This is a genomic window from Streptomyces sp. NBC_00286, from assembly GCF_036173125.1.
GTDB lineage: Bacteria > Actinomycetota > Actinomycetes > Streptomycetales > Streptomycetaceae > Streptomyces.
Window position 1 is genome coordinate 3,333,477 of the sequence record NZ_CP108054.1, and the last position, 17,385, is coordinate 3,350,861.

General features: G+C 70.3%; 9 protein-coding genes. 3 read left to right on the top strand and 6 right to left on the bottom strand.

Annotated elements, in window-relative coordinates:
- Nucleotides 1–6: 6 nt before the first annotated feature.
- From OHT21_RS15020 to OHT21_RS15030, 3 genes are all read right to left on the bottom strand, one after another.
- On the bottom strand, nt 7–3,600 hold the full coding sequence (locus OHT21_RS15020; protein ID WP_328768799.1) for an ATP-dependent DNA helicase: 3,594 nt from the start codon (nt 3,598–3,600) through the stop codon (nt 7–9).
- A 151-nt stretch (nt 3,601–3,751) separates the two neighbouring features.
- Nucleotides 3,752–7,306 (bottom strand): ATP-dependent helicase, encoded by a 3,555-nt coding sequence (locus tag OHT21_RS15025; protein ID WP_328768800.1) that lies wholly within the window; start codon nt 7,304–7,306, stop codon nt 3,752–3,754.
- 257 nt (nt 7,307–7,563) lie between these two features.
- Nucleotides 7,564–7,929, bottom strand: a complete 366-nt coding sequence (locus tag OHT21_RS15030; protein ID WP_328768801.1) for an MGMT family protein — start codon at nt 7,927–7,929, stop codon at nt 7,564–7,566.
- 185 nt (nt 7,930–8,114) lie between these two features.
- Here OHT21_RS15030 and OHT21_RS15035 point away from each other — a divergent pair, with 185 nt between their 5' ends.
- From OHT21_RS15035 to OHT21_RS15045, 3 genes are all read left to right on the top strand, one after another.
- Nucleotides 8,115–10,916: a lysylphosphatidylglycerol synthase transmembrane domain-containing protein gene (locus OHT21_RS15035; protein WP_328768802.1), complete on the top strand. Its 2,802-nt coding sequence runs from the start codon at nt 8,115–8,117 to the stop codon at nt 10,914–10,916.
- Nucleotides 10,917–11,043: 127 nt separating this feature from the next.
- Entirely contained in the window at nt 11,044–12,591 is a 1,548-nt protein-coding gene (locus tag OHT21_RS15040) for an alpha/beta hydrolase (protein ID WP_328768803.1), read from the top strand.
- A 116-nt stretch (nt 12,592–12,707) separates the two neighbouring features.
- On the top strand, nt 12,708–14,264 hold the full coding sequence (locus OHT21_RS15045; RefSeq protein ID WP_328768804.1) for an alpha/beta hydrolase: 1,557 nt from the start codon (nt 12,708–12,710) through the stop codon (nt 14,262–14,264).
- An 86-nt stretch (nt 14,265–14,350) separates the two neighbouring features.
- On the opposite strand, the gene moeZ is transcribed toward OHT21_RS15045, so the two are convergent.
- The 3 genes from moeZ to OHT21_RS15060 all read right to left on the bottom strand — a co-directional run bounded on the left by moeZ (nt 14,351) and on the right by OHT21_RS15060 (nt 17,289).
- Nucleotides 14,351–15,529, bottom strand: coding sequence for an adenylyltransferase/sulfurtransferase MoeZ (gene moeZ / locus OHT21_RS15050; protein WP_328768805.1), 1,179 nt, complete (start codon nt 15,527–15,529; stop codon nt 14,351–14,353).
- Nucleotides 15,530–15,592: 63 nt separating this feature from the next.
- Nucleotides 15,593–16,342: a spherulation-specific family 4 protein gene (locus OHT21_RS15055; protein WP_328768807.1), complete on the bottom strand. Its 750-nt coding sequence runs from the start codon at nt 16,340–16,342 to the stop codon at nt 15,593–15,595.
- Nucleotides 16,330–17,289 carry an NAD-dependent epimerase/dehydratase family protein gene (locus OHT21_RS15060; protein ID WP_328768808.1) on the bottom strand — a complete coding sequence of 320 codons (960 nt, stop codon included), beginning with the start codon at nt 17,287–17,289 and terminating at the stop codon, nt 16,330–16,332. Before OHT21_RS15060 ends, OHT21_RS15055 begins: the two co-directional genes overlap by 13 nt.
- Between the last annotated feature and the right edge of the window lie 96 nt (nt 17,290–17,385).

The window sequence follows — 17,385 nt, forward strand, 5'->3', positions numbered from 1 at the left end:
GCGAGCCTATCCGGCCGCACTGACATGCTGGTCCGGCGGTTCGTCCGAGGACGGCTCCTCCAGCAGCAGCCGCTCCAGTGCGGCCCGGTCCGGCAGATTCTCGGGCCGTACGATCTCGCCGCCGCGCACGTACAGGAAGGCGGCCTTGACGGACTCCAGGGGAACGCCGTGCTGCTCGGCCCAGGCGAGCCGGTAGAGGGCGAGCTGGAGGGGGTCGGCGGTGCGGTTGCGGTTGGTCTTCCAGTCGACGATCTTGTACGTCGTCTCGTCGCCGTCGCCTTCCTTGTAGACGGCGTCGATTCGGCCTCGTACGACGCGTCCGGCGATCTCGAGCTGGAAGGGGGCTTCTACGCGGTAGGGCGTGCGGTGGGCGTACGGGGTGCGTTCGAAGGCGTCCTTGAGTACCTCCAGGTCGCGTTCGTCCGCGATCTCCGCTTCGCTTCCGGGCAGTTCCTCCGGCTCCAGCATGGGCAGCCGCAGTTCTTCGAAGCGGGCCTCCACCCAGGCGTGAAAGCGGGTGCCGCGGCGCGCGGCGCGCTGCGGGGCGCGTGGCATGGGGCGTGCGAGTTCCTGTGCGAAGGCGTCCGGGTCGGCGGCCAGGCGCATCATCTGGGAAGCGGTCAGGGAGATCGGCAGGGGTACGTCCGTAACGCCCGCGCGGGCGCGCAGGAGCTCTCCTGTGAGCGCGTCCAGGTCGCGGTCCCAGGAGGCGATGGTGCGGGCTTCCTCGGGGGTGAGGGACGCGGTCTCAGGTGGGTGCGGGCGGGCGTCGAGGGCAGGAGTAGGGCGCGGGATCCTCGGTCGGTTCCGGGGCCGTGACTCCGGGGTGCCCGGGGGCTCGTCCGCGAATTCGGCTTCTCCGTAGAGACGGTCCGCTTCTTCGTCGAGTCCGTCCGCGAATTCGGTGTCCTCAGGGAGGGCCTCGTCGTCGTACGGAGCCTGGTCCGCGTATGGAGCGTCATCGGCATACGGAGCCTCGCCGGTGAAGTCACCGTCCCCGTAAGGGGGTTCGTCCTCCTCGGGCGGAGGGGGCCAGTCCGGATCATCGTACGGGGCTGGGGCGTCGTGAGCCGACGGGTGGGCCGCCTCGTGGGGATGCTCGGACTCCAGGTACGTCAGCACCGTGGCCGCGGCTGCTCGTCGTCGGGCCAGTGCCGCGTCGTCCAGCGGGAGGGGCCAGGCGTGATCGCCGGTGGCCTCGTGAAGCGCCGGGTTCTCCTCGCCCTCTTCGGGTTCGTCCGCCCAGGCCTCGATCTCGCCGTGTCCGGCCGCGCAGTGCTCGTACAGGGCCTGCAGGAAGTCGGACGGTCCGCGGGGCTTCTTCTGGGAGGGGCCCCACCAGTGGCCGGAGCCGAGGAGCAGGGAGCGGGGGCGGGTGAACGTGACGTAGCCGAGGCGGAGTTCCTCGGTGTGCTGATGGTCCTTCATGGCCTCGTGGAAGGCCTTCATGCTTCTGGAGTCCCAGGCGCCGATGTCGGGCAGCGTGTCGGCGTCACCGCGCAGTTCGTGGGGCAGGACCTTGCCCTGGGCGGTCCATTTCTCGCGGCCCTGGGTGCTGGGAAACGTGCCGGTGACCAGGCCGGGGACCGCGACGACGTCCCACTCCAGGCCCTTGGACTTGTGGGCGGTGAGCACCTTGACGGTGTTCTCGCCGCCCGGAAGGGCGTTGTCGAGGCCCTTCTCGTACTGGGCGGCCGTGCGCAGGAAGCCCAGGAAGGCGAGGAGGGTGGCCTCGTTGTCGTTGGCTGCGAAGGACGCTGCGATGTCGAGGAAGTTGGACAACGTCTCCCGGCGGCGGGCGGCCAGGGCGTGCGGGGACGCGGAGAGTTCCACCTCCAGGCCGGTGGTGGCGAGGATTCGGTGCAGGACGTCCATCAGCGGGTCGGCCAGTGAGCGGCGCAGGTCGCGCAGTTCGGTGGCGAGCCGGGCGAACCGTACGCGCGCGTCCGGCGAGAAGGGCAGCCCGTCGTCGTCCCCGTCGCCTCCCAGAGGGGTCTCCAAGAAGGTGTCGAGGGCGTCCGCGAGCGAGATCACCTCGGACGGGTCGACCCCTTCGACGGCCGCGGCGAGCCGGCGGTCCGGGTCGTCGTCGGCGCCCACGCGCGCGTGGGACACGAGAAGCCGGGCGCGGCGCCCCAGGAGGGCGAGGTCGCGGGCGCCGATGCGCCAGCGCGGGCCGGTGAGGAGGCGGACCAGGGAGGCGTTGGCCCCCGGGTCCTGGAGGACCTCGCAGACGGCGACGAGGTCGGCGACTTCAGGGAGGTGCAACAGCCCGGAGAGACCGACGACCTCGACGGGGACGTCGCGGGCGACCAGCGCACCCTGGATCTCGGCGAAGTCGGTCGCGGTGCGGCACAGGACGGCGATCTCGCCGGGCGCCTTTCCGGTGCGTACGAGATGGGCGATGGAGTCGGCGAGCCAGTCCAGCTCCTCGGCATGGGTGCGCAGCAGCGCGCAGCGCACCATGCCGTCGCGTTCGGCACCGGGAGCGGGGCGAAGGGCCTCCACGCCCGCGTGCCGGGCGCGCAGGGGCTCCGCGAGGCCGTTGGCGAGGCCGAGGAGCCGGCCGCCGCTGCGGCGGTTCTCGCTGAGCGCCTGGCGGGTGGCGGGGCGGCCGTCGGCGTGCGCGAAGTGCTCGGGAAAGTCGTCGAGGTTGGCGACGGAGGCGCCGCGCCAGCCGTAGATCGCCTGGCAGGGGTCGCCTACGGCGGTCACGGGATGGCCGGTGCCGCCGCCGAACAGGCCCGCCAGGAGGATGCGTTGGGCGACCGACGTGTCCTGGTACTCGTCGAGCAGGACCACCCGGAACTCGTCGCGCAGGATGTCGCCGACCTCGGGCCGGGTGCGGGCCAGGGTCGCGGAGAGGGCGATCTGGTCCCCGAAGTCGAGGAGGTCGCGTTCACGCTTCGCCGCTCTGTAGCGGCCCACCAGTTCGGCCAGTTCACGGCGTGCGGCGGCCGTCTCCGGGACCTTGCGCAGGTCGGCGTTGGTGAGTTTGGCGCTCTCCAGATCGCGCAGCAACGCGGCGTCGTACGCGCGCAGCTGCTCGGGCCGTACGAGGTGTTCGGAGAGTTCGGAGTCGAGCGCGAGGAGGTCGCTGACCAGGTCGGGGAAGGAGCGGGTGAGCGCCGGGTAGGGCCCCGGGGCCTCGCGCAGGACGCGGGCGGCGAGCTGGTAGCGGGTGGCGTCGGCGAGGAGGCGGGCGGTGGGTTCGAGCCCAATGCGCAGGCCGTGGTCGGTCAAGAGGCGGCCCGCGAAGGCGTGGTACGTGGAGATGACGGGCTCGCCCGGCGGATTGTCCGGGTCGATCACATCGGGGTCGGTGACGCCCGCCTTGATGAGGGCTTTCCGTACGCGCTCGGCCAGTTCGCCGGCCGCCTTGTTGGTGAACGTCAGGCCGAGGACCTGTTCGGGGGCTACTTGCCCGGTGCCGACCAGCCACACCACGCGCGCGGCCATCACCGTGGTCTTGCCGGAGCCGGCTCCGGCCACGATCACCTGCGGGGCGGGCGGTGCGGTGATGCAGGCCGTCTGCTCCGGGGTGAACGGGATGCCGAGGAGCTCCTTGAGCTGCTCGGGATCGGTGATACGTGCGGACACCTCAGAGAGGCTAGCCGCGGCCACTGACAGTGGGGTGCGCATCGGCCGCCGGGCCGGAGGATGCGCTGGTCAGCACGCGTGGTGCGCTTTGTCACTCCAGGTCTCGCTTGACGGCGCGGCGCCTGAGGGTGCGGCTCCTGAGGGTGCGGGCTTACTCGACCACGTGGCGGCCCTCGGGCCGTGCGCTGCACGATGCCCGGAACGCGCAGTGCGTGCAGTGCTGTCCTGTGGTCGGTGTGAACCGCTCGTCGAGGACCTTGCCCGCGGCGGTGGCGAGGAGGTCGCCGATCCACTCCCCGGAGAGGGGCTCTTGGGCCTGCACCTTCGGCAGGGTCTCGCCGCCGTCCTTCCTGGGGGCGCCCTGGCGGAGCTGGACGAGTTCGGCGCCGCCAGGCTCGGGGCGCTCGCCTTCGAAGGCCTCGTCGACGGCGCCCTCGCGTACGGCGAGCTGATAGACGGCGAGTTGGGGGTGATGAGCCACGTCGGCGGCGGTCGGTGCCTGCTTGCCGGTCTTGAAGTCGACTACGTAGGCGCGGCCTTCGGTATCCCGCTCGACGCGGTCCATGGAGCCGCGGATGCGCACTTCGTAGGAGCCCGCTTCGAGGGTGACGTCGAAGTCGTGCTCGCTGGCCACCGGCGTACGGCCCGCACGGTCCAGCACATGCCACTTCAGGAAGCGTTCGAGCGCCACGCGCGCGTGCTCCTTCTCCTGCGCCGACTTCCAGGGCGCGTCGAAGGCGAGCGCGTTCCACACGGAGTCGAGGCGCTCCATGAGGACGGCGAGGTCGGCGGGACTGCGTCCGGAGGCGACCTCGTCGGCCAGGACGTGCACCACATTGCCGAAGCCCTGGGCTGCGGTCGCGGGGGCGTCGGCCTTCACCTCGCGACCGAGGAACCACTGGAGGGCACAGGTGTTGGCGAGTTGGTCGAGGGCACTCCCGGAGAGCACGACGGGCTGGTCGCGGTCGCGCAGCGGAACCTTGCTCTCGGTCGGCTCGTACATGCCCCACCAGCGGTAGGGGTGCGCGGACGGCACGAGAGGGCGGCCGTCCTCGTCAACAAGCGCGGCGAGCCGGGCCAGGCGGCGGGCGGCGGCCTCCCGGAGGGTGTCCGAGACGCGGAGATCGACGATCGTGGCGCGCAGCTCTGCGACGAGGGCAGCGACAGACAGAGGGCGGCGGGGGCGGCCGGTGACGTCCTTGGGTTCGACGCCGAGTTCGGTGAGGAAACGGGACGGCTGGTCGCCGTCGTCGGCGGGGGCCTTCACGGCGGTGACGACGAGACGTTCACGCGCGCGCGTGGCGGCCACGTAGAACAAACGGCGTTCTTCGGAGAGCAGTGCTCCGGGGGTGAGCGGTTCGGCGAGGCCGTCGCGTCCGATGCGGTCGGCCTCCAGGAGGGAGCCGCGACGGCGCAGGTCCGGCCACAGTCCCTCCTGTACACCCGCAACGACCACTAGGCGCCACTCGAGGCCCTTGGAGCGGTGTGCCGTCATCAGGCGCACGGCCTCGGGGCGTACGGCCCTGCGGGTGAGCGTGTCGGCGGCGATGTCCTCGGCCTCGATCTCCTCCAGGAAGTTGAGGGCGCCGCGGCCACCCGTGCGTTCCTCGGTGCGTGCAGCCGTCGCAAACAGCGCGCACACGGCGTCGAGGTCGCGGTCCGCGTTGCGCCCGGCCGCGCCGCCGCGCCGGGCGGCCCGCTGCAGGCGCTGAGGCCACGGTGTGCCGTCCCACAGGTCCCAGAGCGCCTCCTCGGCCGTGCCACCGCCGGCGAGGCGCTCACGGGCCTTGCGCAGCAGAGCGCCCAGACGCTGGGCTCCGCGCGCGTACGAGGGGTCGTGTGCGACCAGCCTCTCCGGCTCGGCCAGTGCCCGTGCCAGCAACTCGTCCGAGGGCGGCGGGACGAGGTTGCCTCCGGCGCGCTCCTCCTCGCGCAGCGCACGGCCCAGGCGGCGCAGATCGGCGGCGTCCATACCGGCCAGCGGGGAGGCGAGGAGGGTGAACGCGGTCTCGGTGTCGAGCGAGGGCGCTTCCGAAGCGACGGCGGCCCCAGGCCCAGCCTCCGGCTCCGGCTCCGGCTCCGGCTCCGACTCCGACTCCGACTCCGACTCCGACTCCGACTCCGAGGCATCGTCGGTGGGAGCAGCAGTGACGGTGTCCGCGCGCGCGGGAGTGTCATTTCCCACAGCAGCCCCGTCTCCGTCGGCGCCCGCCTCGGCTGTGGCTCCGGCCCGCTCGGCTGCCCCGGCTCCGTCCCGGAGCGCCGCCTCGGCCACCGCCTTGAGAGCCGTCAACAGAGGCGCCACCGCTGGTTCATGGCGCAGGGGGAGGTCATCGCCGTCTATGTCGAGGGGGACCCCGGCCGCGGTGAGGGTGCGGCGGACGGTCGGGATGGTGCGGTGCCCGGCGCGTACCAGGACGGCCATCTCGCCCCAGGGCACGCCGTCTTCCAGGTGGGCGCGGCGAAGGATGTCCGCGATGTTGTCCAGCTCTGTGCCGGGCGTCGGGTACGTGTAGACCTCGACGCGGCCACCGTCCCCTACGGGAGTCAGCTCCCTGTGGGCGCGGACCTTCTCCGCCGGGAGGCGGGTTAGAGGCATGCGGCGAGTCACCAGGCGCGTGGCGGCCAGCAGCCCGGCGCCCGACCGGCGTGACGTCCTCAGGACCTCCACCGGCGCCGGAGTGCCGTCCGCGCGCGGGAAAGCCTCCGGGAACTCGAGGATGCCGTTCACGTCGGCGCCCCGGAACGCGTAGATCGACTGGTCGGGGTCGCCGAAGGCGACAAGGGTGCGGCCGGCCCCTCGCCCACCACCGCCCTTCTGCGGAAGCCCTGTGGGCTGCCCCTCTCGATTGCCCGCGAGCCCGTGCAGGAGCCGTACCTGAGCCGGATCGGTGTCCTGGTACTCGTCGACGAAGACCGCGTCGTACTGCGCGGCGAGCCGTGCGGCGACCTCGGGACGGCGGGTGAGCAGCACCGCGCGGTGCACCAGTTCCGCGTAATCGAGCACTCCTTGCATATCGAGAACGTCGAGATACTCGGCGAGGAAGGCGGCCGCGGCGCGCCAGTCCGGGCGGCCGATGCGGGAGGCGAACGAGTCCAGGGCGTCCGGACCAAGCCCCAGTTCGCGGCTGCGGGCGAGCACCGCGCGGACCTCGTCGGCGAAGCCGCGCGTCGTCAGGCAGGCGCGCAGCTCGTCCGGCCAGCGCACATGGGCGAGGCCGAGCCGCTCGAGGTCGGGCTGGCCGGCGAGGAGTTCCCGCACGGCCACGTCCTGTTCGGGGCCGGAGAGCAGCCGGAGCGGCTCCGCGAACAGGTTGCTGTCCTGGTGGGCGCGGACCAGGGCGTAGCAGAAGGAGTGGAACGTCGTCGCCTGGGGCGCGCGGGCCGCTCCTATGCGCAGCGCCATGCGGTCGCGCAGCTCGACGGCGGCCTTGCGGCTGAACGTCAGCACCAGGACCCGCTCGGGGTCCGTGCCGCGTCCGATCCGGGCGGCCACGGACTCCACGAGTGTTGTCGTCTTTCCGGTGCCCGGACCTGCGAGAACGAGCAGCGGGCCCCCCTTGTGGTCAACCACCGCCCGCTGCGCTGCGTCAAGCAGAGGGGGATCCACCTGGACCGGTGGGGTACGCACCAGTCGGTAAGCGCCACGGTTCCCCTGCCGCCCCTGGTGGTGCGACAGGCGCCTGGTGGAGGAAGAGGAGCTCACGTGGTTCGCCGGTCCTGGTGGGTGTGCTGGTTGGCTTACTGCCGCGGGTGGGCGGCGGTGGCCGCGTGGTGAGGGGGATGCGCGCCGCTGACGCTACGCCCGCGAGAACAGCGGAAGGGGGTCTTCCGCTTCTTCCCTCCCATCCCTCAGGGCGCTTGTGTCCCCCGCATCACGAACGTACGCCATGCCACGGACGTGCCCAATTTCCCCCGTACAGGCTGCTGATCCCCCGTTTGGGCGTCCGATGGCGGAAGCTGTCAAGTGTGATGTTCTGCGCGATGCTCGCCGTCCCACCGCGCTCGCTTCATGTCGACGCGCGGCAGGTGGCCCTCGGAGGCTCTGCTCGCCTCCTTCAGGGGCGTGCCCTCCGCCTGGTAGTGGCCGAGAGCTCGCAGTTCCTGCCCCGGGAGCAGTACGCCGTCCGCGCGTATGACCCGCCACCACGGAACCGCTCCTCCGTAGAGGGCCATCACACGGCCGACCTGACGCGGCCCCCCTTCCCCGAGCCACTCGGCGATGTCCCCGTACGTCATGACGCGGCCGGGCGGGATCAGCTCGGCCACCTCAAGGACTCGTTCCGCGTAGTCCGGCAGGGCGTCCGCCGGAAGGCTCTCCTCACTCATCCGCCCCATCCTGCCGCACCCCACCGACAACGTGACGGGGCGGTGACCAGGCGTAAACCTCGCCCGGGAGCGGCACTTCGGGCAGACTGTGCGCCCCCGCACTGCCCCCTGATGCCCCTCCGTGTCGGTGGGGCGTGCCACCATCATGCGGGCGGTGACCGGTGATACGAGATCAAGAAGAGACGATGAAACAGCAGGGTGCGCACGCCGAAGACGCGAAGGGCACCGCTGAGGTTTCGTCGCGCCCGGACACCGTCGACGAGCCGGACGAGCACACCTCGGACGCGCACAAGAAGGGCGAACGCACCTCGGACGCGAACAACGCGAACAAGAAGAAGGGCGTCCCGGCCGCCGACGCCCCGGACCCCGAAGCCGACGACGCCCACTCCGAAGCGGTCGAGGGCGACGAACCGCTGCTCCCCGCGCGCGTGCACCGTCCCTCCGATCTGATGCGCCTCCTGGTGGGCATCCTCGCGGTCGCGGTGGTGCTGGGAATCGCCGCGTTCGCGCACGGCACGACGTCGGGACTCGCCCAGGACATCAACAAGGGCACCGACGAGGCGCCCGACCTGCTGAGCGAGGTCGCGGGTCTCGCGTCGAGCATCGCGATCCTCCTGGTGCCGGTCGCTTTCGCCATCGAACGGCTGATCAAGCGGGACGGACTGCGTATCGCCGACGGCGTCCTGGCCGCCGTCCTCGCGCACGGGGTGACGCTCGCCACCGATCTGTGGGTCGCCGAGGCCGCCCCGGACTCGATCAAGAAGGCGCTCACGCAGCCCTTGCCGCAAGACATCCACGCGCTCACCGACCCGGTGCACGGCTATCTCGCACCGGTCATCGCATACATGACAGCGGTCGGCATGGCACGGCGGCCACGCTGGCGTGCGGTGCTGTGGGTGGTACTGCTGCTCGACGCCTTCTCCATGCTGGTCACCGGCTACACGACACCCTTCTCGATCATCCTGACGGTGCTCATCGGCTGGAGCGTGGCGTACGGGACGCTGTACGCGGTCGGCTCACCGAACGTTCGGCCGACGGGGCGGACGCTGATGGCGGGCCTGCGGCATGTCGGCTTCCATCCGGTGAGTGCCTCCCGCGAGGAGACACCGGAGTCCACAGAGGGCGGCGACCGCGGGCGGCGGTACTTCGTGACGCTGGAGGACGGCCGGCCGCTGGACGTCACGGTGGTCGACCGTGAGCAGCAGGCGCAGGGCTTCTTCTACCGCGTGTGGCGGCGTCTGACGCTGCGGGGCATCACCACGCGTCGCAGCCTCCAGTCGCTGCGCCAGGCGCTGGAGCAGGAGGCGCTTCTCGCGTACGCGGCCATCGCCGCCGGGGCCAACGCGCCCAAGCTGATCGCCACCTCCGAACTGGGCCCGGACGCCGTGATGCTCGTCTACGAGCACACCGGCGGGCGCACCCTGGACTCGCTGCCGGACGAGGAGATCACCGACGAGTTGCTGCGTGACACCTGGCATCAGGTGCAGGCGTTGCAGTCGCGGCGCATCGCGCACCGCAGGCTGGCCGGCGACGCGATTCTGGTGGATCGTTCCGGCACGGTGATCCTCACCGATCTGCGCGGTGGCGAGATCGCGGCCGGTGAGCTGCTGCTGCGCATGGACATCGCCCAGCTGGTGACCACGCTGGCGCTGCGGGTCGGTGCGGAGCGTGCGGTGGCCTCGGCGGTCGAGGTGCTCGGCCCCGACACGGTCGCCGACTGCCTGCCGATGCTGCAGCCCATCGCGCTGACGCGCGCCACGCGCGCGACGCTGCGAAAACTCGCCCGGGAGCGGGCTCAGCGGGAGCGTGAGGCCGTGCTGGAGGCCTCTCGGCATGCCAGGCCGGGGCGCGCACACGAGGAGGCTGAGGAAGCCACCGGGCCCGTCGTACTGGAAAAGCCCGACAAGAAGGCCGTACGGGCCGAGAAGCGCTCTGAGAAGCGGGCGATCGACGAGGCTCTGGAGGAGGCACGCGAGGAGGATCTGCTCACACAGATCCGTCACCAGGTGCTGCTGATCAGGCCGCAGGCGCCGGTCGAACCGGCCCGCCTTGAGCGCATCCGGCCGCGCACGCTGATCAGCTTCATCGCCGGTGCCATCGGCGCGTACTTCCTGCTGTCGCAGCTCACGCACTTCGAGTTCGGCACGATCTTCGACAATGCCGATTGGGGCTGGGTCGCCGCGGCCGTGCTCTTCTCGGCGCTGAGCTACTTCGCGGCAGCCATGAGCCTGCTGGGCTTCGTGCCCGAGCGGGTGCCCTTCCTACGGACCGTCGCGGCGCAGGTCGCCGGCTCCTTCGTGAAGATCGTGGCGCCCGCGGCGGTGGGCGGTGTCGCCCTCAACACGCGCTTCCTGCAGCGCGCGGGAGTGCGGCCGGGCCTGGCGGTCGCGAGTGTCGGTGCCTCACAGCTGTTCGGCCTGGGCAGCCACATCCTGCTGCTGCTCGCCTTCGGTTATCTGACGGGCACGGAGAAGACACCATCGCTGTCGCCGTCGCGCACGGTGATCGCAGGTCTGCTGACGGTCGCGGTGCTGGTGCTGGTGATGACCTCGATTCCGTTCCTGCGGAAATTCGTCGTCACGCGCGTGCGGTCGCTTTTCGCGGGTGTCGTGCCCCGCATGCTCGACGTGCTCCAGCGACCGCAGAAGCTCATCACCGGTATCGGCGGCATGGTGCTGCTGACGGCTTGCTTCGTGATGTGCCTGGACGCGTCGATCCGGGCATTCGGCAGCGAGAACACGCCCACGCTCAGCCTCGCCAGCGTCGCCGTCGTCTTCCTCGCCGGCAACGCGCTGGGCTCGGCCGCTCCGACGCCCGGTGGCGTGGGCGCGGTCGAGGCGACCCTCACGTTCGGCCTGATCGCCGTCGGTCTGCCCAAGGAGGTCGCGGCGCCCGCTGTGCTGCTCTACCGACTGCTCACGCTGTGGCTGCCGGTGCTGCCCGGGTGGCTGTTCTTCAACCATCTGACACGTAAGGGCGCGCTATAGGGCCTGCCCGGCGCATCCTGCCCTAGGCATGTCGCTCGTCACCGACGACCCTGGACGCACATCCATCCGCTCACCCGCACAGCCTGCGCCCCGAGCGTCCCGTCCCCCGCGGCCTCAGGATGGGAGCATGCCGAATCCTTTCCGGCTGCGCGCCGCTGCCCTGGCCGCCCTCCTTGTGCTGTCCGTGACAGTCGCCGGGTGCGACATTGATGCCGGCGACAAGGACGAGGACCTGGCAGCGCAGGAGCTGAGCTGGAAGGACTGCCCGGCACCGTCCAAGGCCCAGGGAGGCGGAGAGGCCCCGTCCGCTCTGCCGAACGGCGACAAGTGGCAGTGCGCGACGTTGAAGGTGCCCCTCGACTGGGACGAGCCCCAAGGAGACACGATCGGGCTCGCGCTGATCCGGGCGGAGACCAGCGGCACTAAGGCGAATCGAATCGGCTCACTGATCTTCAACTTCGGCGGCCCCGGGTCCTCGGGGGTGGCCACCCTGCCCGCGTTCGCCAAGGAGTTCGCGCACCTGCGCACCCGCTACGACCTGGTCAGCTTCGACCCGCGCGGGGTCGGCGGCAGCGCGGGCGTGGAGTGCCAGAGTGATGAGCAGCTCGACGAGTACTTCCAACAGGACGCCACCCCCGACAACGCCGCCGAGCGGAGAACGCTCCTGGAGGACACGAAAGCGTTTAACTCGGCCTGCGAGAAGAACTCAGGAAGTCTCCTTCCGCACGTGCGCACCACCGACGCGGCCCGCGATCTGGACCTGGTGCGGCAGGTCCTCGACGATGACAGGCTGCACTACTTCGGCATCTCGTACGGCACCGAACTGGGCGGTGTCTACGCCCACTTGTTCCCCAAGAAAGTGGGACGGGCCGTCTTCGACGCAGTCGTGGATCCGACGCGGAACCCGGAGGAGGGTGCGCTCGGGCAGGCCAAGGGATTCCAGCTCGCGCTCGACAACTTCGCCGAGGACTGCGCCTCGAAGCAGGACGCATGCCCGATCGGCGACACCGCGCAGAGCGTCAAGGACCGGATCGCCCGACTGCTCAAAGACCTCGACAGCCGGCCGGTCCCGGGCGTCTTCCCACGCGAGCTGACCCAGTCCGTCGCCGCCAGCGGCATCCTGCAGTCGCTCTACTCTCGGGATTACTGGCAGTACCTCACCGATGGGCTCCAGCAGGCGTACGCCGGTGACGGCACGGTTCTGATGCTGCTGTCCGACGCGCTGAACGGACGGAACGAGAACGGCGAATACAGCAACAGCGTCGCCGCCAACGTCTCCATCAACTGCGCGGACAACAAGGCGCGTTACACCACCGCCGAAGTAGAGGCGAAGCTTCCGCAGTTCCGCGCGGCCTCTCCCCTGTTCGGCGACTATGTGGCGTGGAGTCTGCTCGGCTGCACGGACTGGCCCGTGCCGGGAGCCGCCGACGACCCGGACGTGAGCGCCCCCGGAGCGGCACCGATCCTGGTGATCGGCAACACAGGCGACCCGGCCACCCCCTACGAGGGCGCCCGCAGGATGGCGGACGAGCTGGGCAAGGGCGTCGGCGTCGAGTTGACGTACCGAGGCCAGGGGCATGGTGCGTACGGCAGCGGGAACAAGTGCGTGCGTGAGGCTGTGAACGGCTATCTGCTGGACGGCAGGGTTCCGTCGACTGGGCTGGTTTGCTCCTAAAAACGCAGGTCACAGGGTTATCCACAGGCTTACGCGGCTTGAATCGCGGTCTGCCTACTATGGCCGGACCGTCATTCGCGGCTCGTGCGGATGACTTGCGAGGGGGTAAGGGGCACATGGTGCGTTTCGTACGATCCACGGCACTGGCCGCTGCCGCGGTGCTGGTCACCGGGCTTGCGGCGGGGTGCGGTGGCGGCTCGTCCGACGAGGGCAAGGACGACGGAAAGGCCAGCGCCCCACCGACCGCGGCGCCGTCAGGCCCGACGGGGGAGCTTCCGGCCTCGCTCACCTCACAGAAGCTCGACTGGGGCAGCTGCAAGGCCACTTCGGACGGCCCCGCGCCGGGCGAAGACTGGCAGTGCTCGACGCTCAAAGTCCCGCTGGACTGGGAGAGGCCGAAGGGCGAGACGATCGGTATAGCTCTGATCCGCGCCAAGGCGACAGACGAGGACTCACGCATCGGCTCGCTGCTGTTCAACTTCGGCGGTCCCGGTGGCTCGGGCGTCTCCACGATGCCGTCGTACGCGGCGCTGACGACCGAACTGCACAAGCGGTACGACCTGGTGAGCTTCGACCCGCGCGGAGTCGCGGCCAGCGAGGGCGTGCGCTGTCGCAGCGACAAGGAGATCCAGGCCGCCGAGTCGGTCGACTCCACGCCGGACACCGCGGCCGAGGAGGCCTCCTACCTCCAGGACTCCGCCGACTTCGGCAAGGGCTGCGAGGCGTCGGCGGGCCCGCTCATGGCACATGTCTCGACGACCGACACGGCCCGCGACATGGACCTGATGCGGCATGTGCTGGGCGACCAGAAGTTGCACTACTTCGGCATCTCGTACGGCACTGAACTGGGCGGTGTCTACGCCCACTTGTTCCCCAAGAACGTAGGCCGCCTGGTGCTGGACGCGGTCGTCGACCCGAGCGCGGGCACGGTCGGCCACGCCAAGAACCAGACGCGCGGTTTCCAGCGCGCCCTGGACAACTACCTCAAGTCCACCGGTCAGGACCCCGAAGAGGGCTCCCAGAAGATCGCTGACCTGTTGAAGAGGATCGACGCCGAGCCGCTGCCGACATCGAGCGGCCGCAAGCTCACACAGACGCTGGCGCTCACCGGGATCGTGCTGCCGCTCTACAGCGAGCAGACCTGGGCCGGCCTCACCAGCGCACTGGATGCGGCGGAGCAGGGTGACGGTTCGGAGCTGCTGGCCCTCGCCGACAATTACAACGAGCGTGACGCGACGGGTCGTTACGGCACGACGACGCATTCACAACGGGTCATATCGTGCTTGGACGACAAGGAGCGGCCGACGCCCGAGGAGACCAAGAAGCTGCTCCCTCAGTTCCGGAAGATTTCGCCCGTGTTCGGCGAGTTCATGGGCTGGGACACGGCCGGCTGGTGCCACAACTGGCCGGTGGCCGGTCAGCACGAGACCCCGGAGGTCAGCGCGCCCGGAGCGGATCCCGTCCTGGTCGTGGGCAACACCGGCGACCCGGCGACACCGTACGAGGGTGCCCGCAAGATGGCGGACGAACTGGGCAAGGACGTTGGTATCGAGCTCACCTGGAAGGGCGAGGGGCATGGGGCGTACGGGAGCAGTTCCTGCGTGGACGGCACGGTGAACGCGTACTTGCTGGACGGGAAGGTGCCGGAGGACGGGAAGGTCTGCGAGTCGTAGCCCACCGGGCGACAGGAGCTCGCACAGCAGGAAGGGGCCCGGCACACCCGGTGCCGGACCCCTCTCCGCACAGCCTGAGCCTGCGTCTAGTACACCGGCTTCTCGGGCTCGATCTGGTTGACCCAGCCGATCACGCCGCCACCGACGTGCACCGCGTCGGAGAAACCGGCGGACTTGAGCACGGCGAGGACTTCCGCACTGCGGACACCCGTCTTGCAATGCAGGACGATCTTCTTGTCCTGCGGCAGGGTCTCCAGGGCGGTGCCCATGAGGAACTCGTTCTTCGGGATCAGCTTGGCGCCGGGGATCGAGACGATCTCGTACTCGTTGATCTCGCGGACGTCGATGATCTCGATCTTCTCGTCGTTGTCGATCCACTCCTTGAGCTGCTTGGGAGTGATCGTCGAGCCGGCGGCCGCCTCCTGGGCCTCCTCGGAGACGACGCCGCAGAAGGCCTCGTAGTCGATGAGCTCGGTGACGGTGGGGTTCTCGCCGCAGACCGCACAATTGGGGTCCTTGCGGACCTTGACCTGGCGGTACTGCATCTCCAGGGCGTCGTAGATCATCAGGCGGCCGACCAGCGGTTCGCCGGTGCCGGTGAGGACCTTGATCGCCTCAGTGACCTGAATGGAGCCGATGGACGCGCACAGCACACCGAGGACGCCGCCCTCGGCGCAGGAGGGGACCATGCCCGGCGGCGGGGGCTCCGGGTAGAGGCAGCGGTAGCAGGGGCCGTGCTCGGACCAGAAGACGGAGGCCTGGCCGTCGAAGCGGTAGATCGAGCCCCAGACGTACGGCTTGTTGAGGAGCACGCACGCGTCGTTGACCAGGTAGCGGGTCGCGAAGTTGTCGGTGCCGTCGACGATCAGGTCGTACTGGCTGAAGATGTCCATCACGTTCTCGGCCTCGAGCCGCTCTTCGTGAAGGATCACGTTCACGTACGGGTTGATGCCGAGCACGCTGTCGCGGGCCGACTCGGCCTTGGAGCGGCCGATGTCCGCCTGGCTGTGGATGATCTGACGCTGCAGGTTGGACTCGTCGACCTCGTCGAACTCCACGATGCCGAGCGTGCCGACGCCCGCCGCGGCCAGGTACATGAGGGCCGGCGAGCCCAGGCCGCCGGCGCCAACGGCGAGCACCTTGGCGTTCTTCAGCCGCTTCTGCCCGTCCATCCCCACGTCGGGAATGATCAGGTGGCGGGAGTACCTGCGGACCTCGTCTACGGTGAGCTCAGAAGCGGGCTCGACCAGGGGTGGCAGCGACACGGGGACTCCGTTGGTCGGTCAATCACTACGGTTGTTCTTCGCGTAACACTGCCACGCCCCTCTTCATTCCGAGACACCCGTTCCGACCCGCGAGACGATTTCGTCCCAGTAGCCGGGCATGGTCGCCCAGGGGTCGACCCGGCCGCCGCGATCCGTGCGGTCGGTGAAGTAGATCGTCGAGGCGCCCTGCCAGCGAGCTATGCGCAGCGCCTCGTCGAGATGCCCGCGGGGCACGCTGTGCACGAAGTGGCAGAAACGCTGGGGCGGGTGGTCGGCGGTCCACTCCGCCACCTGCGACCAGCGGTATTCGCTCCAGGGCCCGCAGAAGGTCACCAACTGGTCGGCGAACTCGGCATATCCGGGATGCGGGTGGGAGCCGTGCCCGAGGACGATATGGCCTTCGCCGAGGAAGGCGCGCAGGGTCGTGGCCGTACGGCTCATCTCGGGGAGCGTTGTCCGGTCCGTGGGACAGCGGTCCAGATAGAAGCCGTCCACGCGGTACCAGTCGAGATACCGGTGCGCCTCCGATATCAGCTCACCGAAGGTGCGTGCGCCGTATCTCACATCGAGGTGTCCCAGGACCCGGACGCCCGCGTTGCGCAGTCGCCCCGCCGCGGCGAGGCAGTGCGGGTCGGGCCGGATGCCGGGACCGTCGGCGACGTTGAGGACGACCCAGTGCAAGGGAGTGCCGGGGCGGGTGAGTTGGCCCCATTCGAGAGGGGCGACGAGGGGGTGCGCATAGCCGGGGACGCCGAAGCCGAAGCGTATGTCGGTGCTCGCGGTGCCTACCGCGGTGCGGGTCAGATGCGGCATGCCGCCTCCATCCAGATATCGGCGAGGGACTCTTCGAGGTGGATCCGGGGCCGCCAGCCGAGCCGGTCGCGTGCGGTGCGCACATCGGCCTGCTGCCAGCTGCCGCAGCCGTCGGGATAGGGGTAAGCGGCCGGGGCCGTGTGCTCGGATTCGGAGCGGGGGTGGCCGATGGATGGCCTGACGATTCCGGGCGGGGCGTCGAGTTCGTGCAGCGCCCCGCCGTAGCCGGCCACGCGCGCGAGGACGGCGGCTGCGTCCCGGAGGCGTACGGCACGTCCGGAGCCGATGTTGATGACGCCCTGTGCGGCGGAGAGGGAGGCGGCATGGACGGCGCGCGCGACATCGCGTACGTCGATGAAGTCGCGCTGGATGCCGAGTCCGCCCACCTTCAGTTCGCCGTCGCCGGACTGCATGGCGCGACGCATGGCCTCGGCGAGGCGGCCGAGGGGCGAGCCGGCGGGTGTGCCGGGTCCGGCGGGCGAGAAGACCCGCAGGACGACGGCGTCCAGGCCGGAGCCCAGGACGAGTTCGGTGCCGGCGAGCTTGCTGACGCCGTACGGGCCGCCGGGGCGCGGCGTCGCGTCCTCGGCCGTGCAGGAGCCGGGCTGGCTGGGGCCGTACTCCGCGCCGCAGCCGATCTGCACGAGGCGCGCGCCGCAGCCGCTGCGGCGCAGGGCCTCGCAGACGGTGGCGACGGCGACGGTGTTGTGCCGGGTCAGTTCGCGGGCGCCGCCTCGGGTGGCGCCGGCGCAGTTGATGACGACGCCGGGGTGCACCGCGTCCAGGAAGCGGGTCAGTGCGCCCGGGCTGCCGCTGGAGAGGTCGAACCGTACATCCGCGTCGTCGCCCCGGCCGAGCGCGGTGAGCTGCACGGCCGGGTCGGCGAGGAGTCGGTCGGCGACGTACCGGCCCAGAAATCCGTTGGCTCCGATCAGCAGCACCCTCATCGGGCGGCTCCCGGGGTGGATTCTCCGATACGGAGGGTGATCATCTTGTGTCTCCTTCAAGGGTGTTGCGATGGTTCGTCAGGGAGGGCCGCGGTG

Bases quoted from the DNA above. Each gene is read 5' to 3' on its own strand.
- OHT21_RS15030 (WP_328768801.1), bottom strand. From the start codon at position 7,929: ATGAGTGAGGAGAGCCTTCCGGCGGACGCCCTGCCGGACTACGCGGAA.
- OHT21_RS15060 (WP_328768808.1), bottom strand. From the start codon at position 17,289: ATGAGGGTGCTGCTGATCGGAGCCAACGGATTTCTGGGCCGGTACGTC.
- OHT21_RS15035 (WP_328768802.1), top strand. From the start codon at position 8,115: ATGAAACAGCAGGGTGCGCACGCCGAAGACGCGAAGGGCACCGCTGAG.
- OHT21_RS15045 (WP_328768804.1), top strand. From the start codon at position 12,708: ATGGTGCGTTTCGTACGATCCACGGCACTGGCCGCTGCCGCGGTGCTG.
- OHT21_RS15040 (WP_328768803.1), top strand. From the start codon at position 11,044: ATGCCGAATCCTTTCCGGCTGCGCGCCGCTGCCCTGGCCGCCCTCCTT.
- OHT21_RS15055 (WP_328768807.1), bottom strand. From the start codon at position 16,342: ATGCCGCATCTGACCCGCACCGCGGTAGGCACCGCGAGCACCGACATA.